This is a genomic window from Burkholderia sp. WP9 (genome assembly GCF_900104795.1).
Lineage (GTDB): Bacteria > Pseudomonadota > Gammaproteobacteria > Burkholderiales > Burkholderiaceae > Paraburkholderia.
The window spans coordinates 3,304,193-3,318,646 of record NZ_FNTG01000001.1 but is presented as its reverse complement, the minus strand read 5'-3'; the positions used below and the strand labels follow the sequence as shown (position 1 = coordinate 3,318,646).

Below are 14,454 nucleotides of genomic sequence, written 5' to 3'. Positions count from 1 at the left end.
GATCGGCGGTGAAAGTCATGCGGAGGGCGGCGTTGCGGGTGGGGCATGAATGCCGCCGCGTTGTGCTGTCTGTCTCGGCTTCCTTGCCAGCTTCGACGCTCCGGCTGCATTTCTAGCGGGCTTATAGTTGGCGGTTTTCAGGAAGACTGGATCGACATCGATGCGTGCTAACGCGACTCCGAAGCCAAGCCCGTTCAAGCCGATGATGGCGTTCTTGAGCGTGATCTTCGAAAAGAACGGCAGATCTTTTGGAAGATCCTTCGTGGTTGCGATGGCGTAGACGATCCGGTAGTTCTCGGCCTTAGGACGCGCGAGAGGGTCGTCGAGCTTGATGCTGGCGGGGAGCTTTTCGTTGAGCTTGACCCGAAACTCCTCATGGCGCATGAAGGTCTCGGCCGATACGCTTCCTTGGGCGAAGAGGTGGCTGAGCGTGGCTGAGCTCCTATAGAGCTTCACGTGGATGAGATCGCGTCCGTCGCGCACGAGGTCGCAAAATTCGATCTTGTCGTAACCGTTGCCAAACGAAATGTTTTTCTTGTCGAGCAGTTCGTATCCGGAGTTTTCCGTTGCGACGCTCGCGTTATATAGCCCTTCATTGGCGTGTTGGTAGAAGGGCATCTTCGCCGGGTCAACTTCGAGCCGCCTGAAGTGAGCGTCTATCTCATCGACGAACTTGCGGCTGACTTCATACCACAGGCCGTTGCGTAGAATGAAGGTCTCGTCGCCCATGGGGAGTTCCGCGTATAGGCACCGATAGGCCGCCCAGCTTTTGATCGACTGGTAGTTTGCATCGTTCACGTGGACGGAGATGGATCGGAGCAGTGTCGCGTTAGGTTTGCCGCCATGGTCGGCGATGTAGTCGATCAACTGGTCGAGTTGGAGCGTGCGGTGGTGCGCTGTCTTGGACCGCTGGTCGAACGAGTAGCCGGTCTGCTTTTCCCAATCGACAATCTCTGGTTCCCCAAGCCAGAGGTTCTCCGGTCGGGGATCGGATTGCAGGGCGTCGGTGAGTGCGTCGTCGAGGCATTCGATCATCGTTGAGTCGCGCACTCGATGAACATTGTCTATCCAGGCGAATCGCTCGGGGAGCGGCTTGTCCCGGTGGGCCAGTGCCTCGGCCAGAATCTTTGGTAGGTCGTCGAGAGTCGCTGGTGGATTGATGGTCAGCGCGTCGCGACCGCTAATGTGCTCGCCGAAGAGCGCGACCTCAGATGTTCCTGTGACCGCATGGACCATGTCGAGCTCGGGGTCGATATTCAAATCGAATATATCGGCGTCTCGCGAGCTTTGGCTCCGTATGTGCAACGGATTGACCTCGTGGCTCGCCTTGTCGAGGCTGCGCAGCTTTTGCGGGTCAATCGAATTGAGCGTCACACGCAAGCCGAAGTCGCGATCGGCGAGGTCAAGGTTGATGAGGTGGTGCCCCATCCCGAACGAGAGCGCGAACACCGCGCCGGCATGCCGGACCAGCAGGACGGCTCCCTCCGACCGGTTACCCTCGAAAAGATCGGGCGGCACCTCTTGGTTGCGGACGAGAAACGGAGCCCAGTCTGGCAATTTCGGACGCGAGGTTTTCTTGGCGTAAAGGCGGGCGTTTCCCTCGCTAATTTTCAAGTCAATAGGCGGCTTTGCTCGGTCGGTTTTGACGATTTGGTCGTCTTTCAGCTTCACATCCCTGACCAGATAGATCGTAAGATGCTCTCGTTTGGATTGATGCTCTCTCATCATCGCCCCCGCCATCATTTTCGTTTTCCCGGCGTCGCGCCCAGCGGGCGTGAAACTGAGTTCCGAAACAGTGCTCCCAATATGCGGCGATCGTCAATATCCTTCGACAAAATGCAGCCCCAAAGGGTTGAAAGCAAATTGTTAGAAAGGATGGCTCGTTCCACCTACGCCCTTCTCTACATTGCTACGTCGTTGGCTATGATCGAACATAAACTTCGATTGCTTGGAACAAAGGGAAACGCCGATGACTGACGCCGGGATTTCGACTTTATTCAATCGCGAGCAACTATTCGGGGAGGTGTGGGCCGCTCCAATGGTGCGCGTTGGCGAGAAATACGGTATTTCTGGCGCCGATGTTCGGCGAGTATGTGACGCACTTCAGGTGCCGGTGCCTGCGCTAGGGCATTGGACGCGCGTTGAACTAGGGCGGGCAGTAGAGCGGCCCGCACTTCCGCCTATGTCGGCACAACAAATTGTGACGGCTACTTCAGCGATCGAAGCTGTAGTCGATCGTCCGAGACGGCGCGTAGGCCTGCGAATCCGCGAGCAGGCGCGGCGAAATGTCAGCGATTTGATTGAGACTTTGCAGGAACGGCGAGATTGGCATCGCGCTATCAAGGGATTGCGCGACCAAATGGAAAAAGACGCTGCTCGTGCCGATCACCTTAAAAAGAGACATGAGTGGGAGCAGGCTCATCCGGGAAAGCGTTATCCACCTGATGCCGATGCCATATATGGAAGGTGGGAGTACTTTTGTGACGCCGGTCAACTGCTGCTGACTGCCACGCATCGCAAGCTTGTTGCACGTCTGTCCCTGGGTAGTTATAAACGAGGGCTGTCGGTGCTCAACATGATCTGCCATTCGGCAGAGCTTGGTGGATACGCAGTCGAAATGACAAATGGTGACGAGCGATTAAAGTTGTCGAAGGATGGCGCCTATGTTGAGATTCGCGTCACCGAAAAGCTGACTCAGGGTACCCGATACCGTATCAACAGCTGGGACAAGTCTCGCGAACCCATGCGAACGCTGACGCCCACTGGAAAGCTTGCGCTATTTGTCGAGCAGCAAGGCACAGGTCACACAGAGCTACCTGACCTTCCGGATCAACTGCTCGAGCGCCAGCTTGAACGCATTCTTGCGGCCATCGACTATCGACATAGTGGCTCTCTCGAAAGGATCATCGAATGGGCCGAACGTGACCGGAAATGGAAAGAGGCTGAAATCAGTCGACAGGAAGATGAACGGCAGCGAAAGGAAGCAAAAAGGAAGGTCGAGGAAGAGGGTCAACGACGCGAGGAGTTACTTTTAGAAGTCGAGAGTTGGCAACGTGCAGAACTGATCCGTGCCTATCTCGCGTTGCTCGATAGCAGGTTAGGAGGCGCTGCTCGGCCCGCGGACGGATACAGCGCTTGGCGCGAATGGGCCGCGACGGTTGCAGATGAGTTAGATCCTACCCGTCGCCGCGTGAGCAGCATGCCCACAGATCGAGACTAGGCCTGCGATGAAGTGAAGCCGCAGTGACTTACCTCGTTGGCTCGAACGAAATTTGGGCTTGCTCGAGCATCCAAGCTTCGATTTTATCGTGCCACATCCTCAGTAGATCGAGCGGGCGGCGTCGATAATGCTTCTCCGCGATTGCCGACGGCTTATGCCCCTGGATTTGGGCGACGACCCCAACAGGGACCTCTACCCACTCCGACAGAGTACCGAACGATCGGCGCAGGCCGTGCAGTGAAATGTGCGGCAAACCCGTTGGGGCCAACGCGCGGTTGTGCGCATGCCGCGGTTCGGCAATCTTCCCATCTGATGCCGTTTTACTGGCAAATACCCACTCGGATGGTGCCCACTGCTTGCCATGTTGGGCGAGACGCGTGCCCTGCCGCTTGTTGGGAGGAGTTTCATTCAGTCGTTTCAGATTCAACAATAGACTCGCCAAATACGGAGACAGCGGGATAGTTCTGCCGCCGGTACCCTCGATTTTGTCGTTCATGGTTATGCTGCGCCAGCGGAAGTCCACATCTTCCCAGCGCAATGCCGCTAGCTCTTCCCGACGAGCGCCTGTGATCAGAAGGCCTTGCAGGTACGCACCGATGACAGGATTCTCGATGCAACGGACGGCGCCAAACCAAACATTCAGCTGTTCGCGCTGCAGACAGTCGTCTTTCGCGACGCTACGAGGCAGAATTCCCTTTACCTTTGGCGACGCGTAGGCGTCGTGGGATATAGTGCCTGCGTATGTGTCGTGCGTGTCACACCATCGAATGAACGCCTTAAACAGACCAAACGCATGAGCGGCGTTCGTCGGTCCTCGGGCTATTTCAACCTCAAGCCACTCGGTCATACTCGTTGCCGTGATCTCGGACAGTCTGTGTGGCATGAGTGGTGCCAACGGGCCGCGTACTTTTTCTTTGCCTCCACGTTTTGCGATACCACCGCCGGGCGCGGAGAGGTTGATATGGTCTGTGATGTACCTTTCCGACCTCGGCTTCTTCGTCTTGGGTGAAATCTTCGTTCTCAGATGCTCTAGGTACTGGTCCCAGGCTTCCCTGACGGTCACACCCTGACGGCGTTTGGCTGCCTGTCGCGCCTCGTGTACAGCCTTTTGCTCAGCCTCTCGTTCCCGCGGATCGATGCCGCCGTCGATGAGCGTCTGGAGGCTACGTGCTCGCTCCTGTGCCACATCGATTGCCCAACTTCTCGGATCACCGATGGTGATCCGTACCGTCGAACCATGTATTTTCCCTTGGAAAATGTAAGCTTTGGCACCGCCAGCTGTGGCCCGCAAACCCAGCCCCGGCGTCTTGCTGTCCCAGAGAAACGACTGTGACTTACCTTCGGTGCAGCGATGGGCTTCTATCCGCGCTGCAGTGAAATTGACCTTCGCCACCGAGCCTCCTTTTTTGTGAGTCGGCAATCCCGTGTAACTGCTGTGTAACCGAATTATGGGGTAGTGAAGGTATTTTGATCAACATGAATGAGTTGTTGATCTTAAGATATTCATTAAAATACAATGATTTGCGCGGGTCGATGTATGTCGATCTATCCAGATGAATCTCGACTTGTTCGTATTCGCAATGCGAAGGTCGGGAGTTCGATCCTCCTCCTCTCCACCAAACGGCCATATCAGAGCCCTGCAAGTCCAAAGACTTGCAGGGCTCTTTCTTTTCCACTCAAAGACCTAAACCCCGAGCGATGCAATCCGGGAGCAAAGGCGCATCCTCAACGCCAAAGCCTCGTTACAAGCCATCAACCCGAACCAACCCGTACTAACCCGCGTCAAGCGCCCTCGAACGTGCCCGGGCAGCTTCAGCCGGCGAGTTGGTCGATCGCGCCGAGCGGCTTGGCATTCGTCTACTCGCTGGCCGTCGGTTCTCGCCTAATGGCGAGGACATGCAAAGCGTGCGGGCTGGCTACGGCAATCTCGACGAAACCGAAATGGCCGCCGCACTCGCGCGGCTCGGCGGCGCGGTTCGATATTCGCGTTGATGCAAGGAAGCCGAGAGGAAACGTTTGTTTGATCTTCCAACGCTGGTCGCATGCCGCGCGTCTGCGACGCATCACGCCTCCGCATGCTTGCGCCGCGCACCCTGGCACCGCGCTTAGTCAGAGAAGAACGCTCAGAACCGATCCCACCCGTCATCCGCACCGACCGCCACGGCTGCCGTCGCCATTGCGGCAACCGGCGCGGCAACCGGCGCGGGCGTCGCGCGCACGGCGCGCCGGACAGGCGCAACAGCCGATTCGCGTCGCTGTATTTCCTTATGCACGGGAACAGCAGAACCAGAAGCCATTGCCGCATCGCTATTCAGAATCTGAAAGAATGCCACCGCCTCGTTCAACTGCTGGCCCTGATCTTCCATCGACCGCGAAGCCGCCGCCGCTTCTTCTACCAAAGCGGCATTCTGTTGCGTGACGTTGTCCATCTGCGTGATCGCGAGATTGACCTGCTCGATGCCACGGCTTTGTTCGCTCGATGCCGCCGCGATTTCCGACATGATGTCCGTCACCCGCGCCACCGCCTGGGTGACTTCGGCCATCGTCTTGCCGGCTTCACCCGCCAGTACCGAGCCGTCGCGGATCCTGTCCACGGAGCTGGCAATCAGGTCTTTAATCTCCTTGGCTGCGCTCGATGAACGCTGCGCCAGGCTTCTGACTTCGCTCGCGACCACCGCGAAACCGCGACCCTGTTCGCCCGCGCGTGCAGCTTCGACGGCCGCGTTGAGCGCAAGAATGTTCGTCTGGAACGCAATGCCTTCGATAATGCCGGTGATGTCGGCGATCTTGGTGGAGCTGTCGCTGATGTCGTGCATCGTGCTCACCACCTGGCCGACCACTTCGCTGCCTTTTTGCGCGACTGACGAAGCATTTGTGGCCAGCATGCTGCCCTGCTGCGCATTGTCGGCGTTCTGCTTCACGGTGGAAGTGAGCTCTTCCATGCTCGACGCCGTTTCCTGCAGCGACGCAGCCTGCTGTTCGGTACGCTGGCTCAGGTCCATATTGCCCGCGGCGATCTGGCGTGCCGCGCCGGCAATACTCGTGCTGCTGTCGCGCACGCGTGCGACGATCGTCGTCAGCCGTTCGTTCATCTCGCGCAGGGCGCCCAACAGCTTGCTGGTTTCGTCGCGGCCGTTCACGGTGATGCGCGTGCGCAAATCGCCTTCCGACACGGTGCGCGCAACGTCGATCGCCTGGCGCAACGGTCCGGTAACGGCGCGCGTGATCAGCACGCATGCGCCGATCGCGAGTGCCACCGCGATCAGGCTCATCGCGATCAGCAGGTTGCGCTGGTTCTCGTAGTGCGCCGCGTATTCGTTGATCATCTGTTCCTGGCGGCCGTGCGTGTAGTCGGCATACGCGTTAGTCGCGCGAATCAGCGCGGCGAGCAGCGGCCGGCATTGATCGTCCATCTTGACGATCGCTTCGTCGCGTTTGTTGTTCAGCGCGAGATTGACGATGTCGGTGGCGACCGGTCCGTACGCTGCCTCCACCCGATTGATCTCGGCGACGAGGCTGCGCGCTTTCTCCGAGGTGTCGGTCGCGGCGGCGATCATGTCGTTGAGCTTCTTCAGATTGGTTTGCACATCTTCATGTGCGCGCAGCACGTCGGCTTTCTCGAGGTCCAGATCCTGAGGTTTCGTTACGAGCACGAGATTACGCGCGGCGATGGCCCGGCGGTCGACGGCGGTTCGCACCTGCACCGCCATGTCGGCGCGCGCGTTGATGCCGTGCACGAAGCCGGAAAATCCATCGGTTGAGTCGCTCAGCGCCTTCAGCGAAAGCGAGGAGACCGCGACGACGATTAGAGACAGCATGCCGAAGCCGGCAATGAGTTTGGCTTTGATTGTGAGGTGCTTCAATGTCATGATTTTTCTCCAATAACGAAACGTGAATGCTTCGCAATGGACTCTCAGGTCCGGGCATGGGAGCGTCTGTGTGGCCGTCGTACATGGCGGCGGCCCCGCGCTGTTTACCGCTTCCGTGTCTCATGTCGAATGCATGACTTGCCGCATCGACGTAAGACGCAAAAGAGGCATCCCATTCACCGAATATCGGATCGCGACCGCTACTCCTGAAGGCTAATCGGGTATATCACTAGAAAGTTTGCGCACGATGACCGAAGAAACGCACAATTTCGTGCCGATTGAATAATTTGGTCATTGAGTGAAAGGCTCGGATTACACTTGCGTCTCGTGTCGGCGTTCTGAACGCGGACGGAGGACATGGCAAAAACCCGCCTTGCGGATCGTTCGGCGCGCCACAGCGTCTGGTACGCTACCGGTTCACGGTACGCGCCAGCCCGGACGCGGCCTTCATGCTCACGCGCGCGGGTCCGCGCCTGCTCGAACGAAAAACCATGGTGACGAGCCGACCGAACATCGTGATTGCGATCAGCATCGTGCTAGCTAGCGCGATTCTCGCGATCGCCGTGTGGGTGCTGGCGCAAATGCGCGACGACGCATTGCGGCGCGCGCAGGATTCCGTGTTTAACGTGTCGTTGCTGGTAGAGCGCGACGTGTCGCGTAATCTCGAGATCTACGACCTTTCGCTGCGTGCGGTGATCGATGGGCTGAAACAGCCCGGCGTGCTCGACCTGAAGCCGGCACTCCGCCAGATGGTCCTGTTCGACGGCTCGGCAAGCGCGAAAGACATGGGTTCGATCCTCGTAACCGACGAGGCCGGCAACGTCAGGTTCGACTCACAGGCCTCGCCACCGCGCCAGATCAATCTCGCCGACCGTGATTACTTCAAGGTGCAGCGGGACTCTCCCAATGCCGGCCTGTTCATCAGCCACCCGTTCATGCCGAAAGTGAGCGGCAAAGACGTCAGCATCGCGCTGAGCCGGCGGATCACGCGGCCGGACGGCAGTTTCGGCGGCGTGGTGGTGGGCACCATGCGCCTCACCTATTTTCGCAGACTGTTCGCCGGCATGAATCTCGGCGCCGGCGGATCGATGGCGTTGATGCTGAACGACGGCACGATGCTGATGCGGCGTCCGTACGATCCGAAAATCATCGGCATCAATCTGACCGGCACTTCCAATTACTCACGCTTCACCCAGCAGCCGAGCGGTGACTTCTTCGGCACGGCGGCGATCGACGGCGTCGAGCGCTGGTACGCGTTCCGTCATATCGACATGTATCCGCTGATCCTCGACGTCGCGCTGTCCACGCACGACATTTACGTGGAATGGCGGCGCCGTGCGTGGATCATTGGCTCGCTGATCGGCGCGCTCGACGTGACGATTATCGCGCTGGCTATGCTGTTCTCCCAGCAACTGCGCCATCGCCGCGCGGCGGAAGAAGAGTTACGCGTGCTGGCCCGCACCGACGGGCTGACCGGCCTCTTCAATCGCCGCACCTTCGAGGAGCAGGCGGAAGAAGAGTGGCGCCGCGCGCAGCGCAACGCGTGGCCGTTGTCGATGCTGCTGATCGACGTCGACAGTTTCAAGGGTTTTAACGATCTGTACGGCCATTCGGCGGGCGATGAAGCGCTCATTAGCGTGGCCCGCTGTATTGCGCAGAGCGTGCGGCGCCCAGGCGACACGGCGGCGCGCTATGGTGGCGAAGAGTTTGCCGTGCTGCTGCCGGATACCGACGAAACCGGCGCAACCCATATCGCGGAGAAGATTCGCGCCGCGGTTCAGGCGCTCCAGCTTCGCCACGTGGCGAGCTCGCACCATGTGCTCACCGTTAGCATTGGCGTCGCGACTGCGCTACGCGACACATTCGCCACGAGTCGCGCCCTCGTGAATGGTGCCGACGAAGCTCTCTACGAAGCCAAAGACGCAGGCCGCAATCGCGTGCTGTGCTACCACGCGACCACCCGTGCGATGCGTGTGATCCGTGCGACGCCCGGCTCTGCCTCTGCAGCGGAATCCGTCACCCAAGCGAAAAACTCCACCTGACGAATCGGGCGATGCTTCGATTGCGCGATGCAGATTGCTCGACGCGTCGTGCGCTGCCGGAGAGGACAAAGATCGCCAAAGACGTGCCGCGCAGGCGCCGCTTTCGCAACACACGCGTGAACGCCAACGCGTAAGTGCGCTTGCGCGAGTAACAGATCGTGCGCGAGCAACAAATCATACTGACGAAAAAAAACCGCTCACGCTGGGGGAGCGTGAGCGGAAAAGTCGGAGAGTTACAACATCGCATGCGCTTGCTCATGGGGATCAACGCAGCAGGCCAAGTCTAAGTGTCCGCCGCCGCCCCATAAATCAGACAAATCCCAATCGTGGCGTCAACTTGCCGATCGTCCGGTCTTTTGCGATCCGGCCCAGTCCCTTCGGCATCGCTTACAACATCCTGTCCCGGTTATTCCTGACATTTCGCGCATCAAGTCGCGGTGATGGCCGCCGTAAATGAGGTGGGAGCGTCGCTGCGCAGCCAGAAGGTCGCGAAATACTTCGCGATGGCGCGGCGACTCGAGCGTCCCGTCGTGACTCGTGAAGGATGGTGAAATGAAGTGGTTCGACCGCATGCCTGTGTTCAGGAAACTGCTGCTGGCGTTTTCCGTTGTGATTGGTTTTTGCGTCGTGATCGGCGTGACTTCGCTGAGTACGCTGTCGTCGATGCACGACATTACCGAGGCGATCGGCAATAAACACATGAACGGCCTCTATTGGATGGAAGAGGCGAACCGCCACAAGATCGACTCCGATCTGGCCGCCGCGAACCTCGGCTATGCGGCCGACGACGCCGGCCGTCAAAAGTTGAAGGACAGCATTGTCGGCTCGCTCAAGGAAATGCACGGCGGCTACGACCAGTACCGCGCGACGATCGGAACGAGCAAGGGTCAGGCCATGTTCGACGACGTGCTGCGCGCGTCGGCGGCGTGGGAAGGCATCGTGCATCAGCAGATCGGTCTCGAACCGGTTCCGGCCGGCGTCGACAACAACGAACTCGTGCGTCGCGCGATTGCGTCGAGTGAGGCGCTGCGCGATCGCATCATGGCGCTGATCGACTATCGCCGCGAGCAGGCCAACGCAGCGCAGCAGGAAGCCTCCGCCGGCTATCAGCACATGCGCATCGTCATGAGCGTGCTGGTGCTCGGCGCGATCGTCGCGGGGATGCTGCTCGCCATGGTGATCGCGCGCCGTCTGTCCGCGCAACTCGGCGGCGAACCGGATTACGCGATGCAGATCGCCAACCGCATCGCGGACGGCGACCTGAGCGTGCGCGTCGAGACCCGCACCGGCGACACCCACAGCCTGCTGTTCGCGTTGCGCAACATGCGTGAGCGGCTGGCCGGCATCGTGTCGGGCATCAGCGAATCGAGCGAGTCCATCCTGATGGCGTCGGGTGAAATTGCGCAGGGCAATACCGATCTGTCGCAGCGCACCGAGGAACAGGCCGCCGCGCTGCAGGAAACCGCGTCGAGCATGCAGGAGTTGACCTCGACAGTGAAGATGAACGCCGAGAACGCGCAGCAGGCGGGCGGCGTCGCGCACGGCGCTTCGGAAGTGGCGGCGCGCGGCAGCCACCTCGTGGGCGACGTCGTCGAAACCATGCGCGAACTGGCGGCCGGCTCGAAGCGCATGACGGACATCATCGCGGTGATCGAAGGCATTGCGTTCCAGACCAATATCCTCGCGCTCAACGCGGCGGTGGAAGCGGCGCGCGCCGGCGAACAGGGGCGCGGCTTCGCGGTGGTGGCGGGCGAAGTGCGCTCGCTCGCGCAGCGCAGCGCGTTGTCGGCCAAGGAGATCAAGGAGCTGATCGAAAGCTCGACGGCGCGCGTGGGCAGTGGCGCCGAACTGGCCGAGCGGGCCGGGCAGACCATGGCTGAAGTCACGCACGCGGTCAAACGGGTGACTGACATCATGGGCGAGATTTCGTCGGCGTCGCAGGAGCAGAGCACCGGCATCGAAGAGGTCAACCGCGCGGTCGCGCAGATGGACGACGTGACGCAACAGAACGCGGCGCTAGTCGAGCAGGCGGCTGCCGCAGCGGCGTCGATGGCGGATCAGGCGCGGCAGCTGCAGGCGGCCGTCACGGTATTTTCGCTGGAAGCCCGGCACGGCTGAACTTGCCAGGCCTGGTGGCACTCCGTACACTCGCGCGTAATTCCTGGGCGACGCCTTGTTCCGGCGCCGCGCCACCATAAATAGCGCCGAACAGAGGAGAACCCCCGCCATGGCCGATTCCTACTTCCCCCGTTGGCGTGCGCAGCCCGCACCGGCCGAGGGCCGCATCGTCGGCACCGACGAGCGGCTCGCGTGGCCGCAAATGTTCGCAATGGGCGTGCAACACGTCGTCGCGATGTTCGGCTCGACTGTGCTCGCGCCGTTGCTGATGGGCTTCGATCCGAACCTGTGCATCTTCATGTCGGGCATCGGCACGCTGTTGTTCTTCGTGCTGGTGGGCGGGCGCGTGCCGAGCTATCTCGGCTCGAGCTTCGCGTTCATCGGTCTCGTGATCGCGGTGACGGGGTACGGCGGCCACGGGCCGAACCTGAACATTCCGGTGGCGCTCGGCGGGATCATCGCGTGCGGCGTGGTGTATGCGGTGATCGGCCTGATCGTGTCGGCGGTCGGCACCCAATGGATCGAGAAGCTGATGCCGCCGGTGGTCACCGGGGCGATTGTCTGCGTGATCGGTCTGAATCTGGCACCGATCGCCGTGCACGGCGTGAGCGGCAGCAACTTCGATTCGTGGATGGCGCTGGTCACCGTGCTGTGCGTGGGCGCGGTCGCGGTGTTCGCGCGCGGCATGCTGCAGCGTCTGCTGATTCTGGTCGGCCTGCTGATGGCGTATGTGATCTACGCGATCGTCACGAATGGCCTCGGCATGGGCAAGCCGATCGATTTCGCCATCGTCGCCAACGCCGCGTGGTTCGGTATGCCGCACTTCACGGCGCCCGTTTTCAACATGCAGGCCATGACCTTGCTCGCGCCGATCGCGGTGATCCTGGTGGCGGAGAACCTCGGGCACATCAAGGCGGTGAGCGCGATGACGGGCCAGAATCTGGACCGCTACGTCGGCCGCGCATTCCTCGGCGACGGACTCGCGACGATCGTGTCCGGCTTTGCCGGCGGCACCGGTGTCACGACGTATGCGGAGAACATCGGCGTGATGGCCGTCACCAAGATCTATTCGACGCTGGTCTTCGTGATCGCCGCGGTGATCGCGCTGGTGCTGGGCTTTTCGCCGAAGTTCGGCGCGGTGATCCAGACCATTCCCGGGCCGGTGCTGGGCGGTGTGTCAATCGTCGTGTTCGGGCTGATCGCCGTGACCGGCGCGCGCATCTGGGTCGTCAACAAGGTGGACTTCTCCGACAACCGCAATCTGATCGTGGCCGCGGTCACGCTCGTGCTCGGCGCCGGCGATTTCTCGTTGAAGCTCGGCAGTTTCGGTCTGGGCGGCATCGGCACCGCGACGTTCGGCGCGATCATTCTCTACGCTCTGCTGAGAAGGAAGCCGGCGCAAGGTCCGGTGGCCTGAGCCTCCTCTCTCGTATCAAGCGGTTCGGCGGCGGCGCGGGCTTCTGTCTCCGTGATGTCTCATGCGGAGAAACGCGCCAGCCGCTGGAACCGCCATCACGCAGCGTCGCGCGTCAGCGCCTGCGCGCCGTCAGCGCAGTCTCTGACAGGTCCACTTCGCGCATCAGCTTGTTCAACGTCTCGTCATTGATCTCCTGAGTGCTGCGCAGCGCGAGCAGTGTCTTGCGCTCGGCTCGCATGGCCGCGAGCTTCATTCTGAACTCCAGCGCATCGGCGCGGCGCGCCAGCTCGCGGGGCTCCTGCTCTTCATCGAGCGTGGCGAGGCGGCGCCGATAGAGGTCCATGACTCGCGCGGTGACATCCGCCGCGTACGCCGAAGCCGATTCATCCAGATCAGCGCACTCGGTGTCGTGCACCTCGTCGACGGCCCGAATCGCCGCTTGCGCGGCCATCGTGCGCGCGAGCAATTCCTCGGCGGCATGCGGATCCTTGCCACGGCGCCAGCCATTCAGCAACAGCGGCAGCGCCACGACGGCCACCAGCAGCGAAAGCAGAATCACGCCGGATGCGATGAAGATCGCCAGATCGCGGCCCGGCAGCGGGACGCCACCCGGCAACACCTCCGGCAAGGACAGCACGCCCGCGAGTGTCACGGCCCCGCGTACGCCGGCCACCGTCGTGATCGTGACCGTGCGCAAACCCGGCACCGCATTCGCCACGCCCTGCTTCGCGGCGCCGCGGCTCGCGAACCAGCGCAGCAGCCACACCCACACGAAGCGCATCGCATAGAGCGCCACTCCGACCGCGGCGATATAGCCGATCAGCAGCCAGACCTGCGCGTTGCTGGTCTCGTGCGCGTCGAGCAATGCGCGTCCGAGAATGTGTGGAAACTGCAGCCCCAGCAGAATGAACACCATGCCGTTGAAGACGAACTCGATCATCGTCCACGTGCTGGTGGCGCGCACCCGTGACGACACCGGTCCGGCGTTCGCAATCGTCGCGTAGTTCATCATCATGCCGGCGGCGACCGCGGCCAGAATGCCGGACAACTCGAGGCGTTCGGCGATCAGATACGCGGCGAACGGAATCAGCAGCGTCATCACGACGCCGGGCGCCGGGTCGCCTTCTTCGGTGAGATTCAGGAAGCGCGCCGACACGAAGCTGAACAGCCAGCTCACTGCCGCGCCGATCGCAAGGCCGCCCGCGGCGATGATCACGAAACTGATCGACGCTTCGCGCAACGAAAACACGCCGGTCAGCGCGGCGGCAATGGCGAACTTCAACGCGACCAGTCCCGACGCGTCGTTCATCAGCGCCTCGCCTTCCAGAATGTGCATGAGCCGCCCAGGGATCTTGCCCTTGCCGACGATGCCGGACAGCGCCACCGCATCCGTCGGCGACAACACCGCGGCCAGCGCGAACGCAACCGGCAGCGAGATCGACGGCACCAGCGCATGCACGAAGTAGCCGACCACCAGCACCGTCATGAACACGAGGCCGAGCGCGAGCATCAGGATCGAGCGGCGCGCCATGAAGAATTCGCGCTTGGGAATGCGCCATCCGTCCGCGAACAGCAAAGGCGGAATGAACAGCATCATGAAGATTTCCGGGTCGAACGTGACGTGCAGCCCGAGCTTCGGCCATGCGAGCAACGCGCCGATCGCGATCTGCACGAGCGGCAGCGGCAACGAGACCGGCAAGATGCGGGTGACGACGCCCGAGGCGGCGACGGCGAGCAAAAGAATCAATACGGTAAAGACAATGTCCATCGGTCTATTTCGGGGGATAT

At 61.0% G+C, this 14,454-nt stretch carries 8 protein-coding genes; 4 read left to right on the top strand and 4 right to left on the bottom strand.

Features of this window, described 5'->3' with window-relative positions:
• Window positions 1-15: 15 nt before the first annotated feature.
• A complete protein-coding gene (locus BLW71_RS14725) occupies window positions 16-1,743 on the bottom strand; it encodes a TIGR04141 family sporadically distributed protein (RefSeq protein ID WP_218157119.1) in 1,728 nt (575 codons plus the stop codon).
• A 226-nt stretch (window positions 1,744-1,969) separates the two neighbouring features.
• Here BLW71_RS14725 and BLW71_RS40925 point away from each other — a divergent pair, with 226 nt between their 5' ends.
• Window positions 1,970-3,220 (top strand): hypothetical protein, encoded by a 1,251-nt coding sequence (locus BLW71_RS40925; RefSeq protein WP_143048338.1) that lies wholly within the window; start codon window positions 1,970-1,972, stop codon window positions 3,218-3,220.
• Between the two features lie 28 nt (window positions 3,221-3,248).
• Here the strand turns inward: BLW71_RS40925 and BLW71_RS14710 are convergent, their stop codons facing one another.
• On the bottom strand, window positions 3,249-4,613 hold the full coding sequence (locus BLW71_RS14710; RefSeq protein ID WP_091797030.1) for a tyrosine-type recombinase/integrase: 1,365 nt from the start codon (window positions 4,611-4,613) through the stop codon (window positions 3,249-3,251).
• Window positions 4,614-5,343: 730 nt separating this feature from the next.
• A complete protein-coding gene (locus tag BLW71_RS14705; RefSeq protein WP_091797028.1) occupies window positions 5,344-7,089 on the bottom strand; it encodes a methyl-accepting chemotaxis protein in 1,746 nt (581 codons plus the stop codon).
• Between the two features lie 491 nt (window positions 7,090-7,580).
• Between BLW71_RS14705 and BLW71_RS14700 the strand changes: the two genes are divergently transcribed.
• From BLW71_RS14700 to BLW71_RS14690, 3 genes are all read left to right on the top strand, one after another.
• A complete protein-coding gene (locus BLW71_RS14700; RefSeq protein WP_091800855.1) occupies window positions 7,581-9,131 on the top strand; it encodes a sensor domain-containing diguanylate cyclase in 1,551 nt (516 codons plus the stop codon).
• A gap of 552 nt (window positions 9,132-9,683) precedes the next feature.
• Window positions 9,684-11,249: a methyl-accepting chemotaxis protein gene (locus tag BLW71_RS14695; protein ID WP_091797025.1), complete on the top strand. Its 1,566-nt coding sequence runs from the start codon at window positions 9,684-9,686 to the stop codon at window positions 11,247-11,249.
• A 109-nt stretch (window positions 11,250-11,358) separates the two neighbouring features.
• Window positions 11,359-12,666 (top strand): solute carrier family 23 protein, encoded by a 1,308-nt coding sequence (locus BLW71_RS14690; protein ID WP_091797023.1) that lies wholly within the window; start codon window positions 11,359-11,361, stop codon window positions 12,664-12,666.
• Between the two features lie 112 nt (window positions 12,667-12,778).
• Here the strand turns inward: BLW71_RS14690 and BLW71_RS14685 are convergent, their stop codons facing one another.
• Complete coding sequence (locus BLW71_RS14685) at window positions 12,779-14,434, bottom strand: Na+/H+ antiporter (protein WP_091797021.1); 1,656 nt, start codon at window positions 14,432-14,434, stop codon at window positions 12,779-12,781.
• Between the last annotated feature and the right edge of the window lie 20 nt (window positions 14,435-14,454).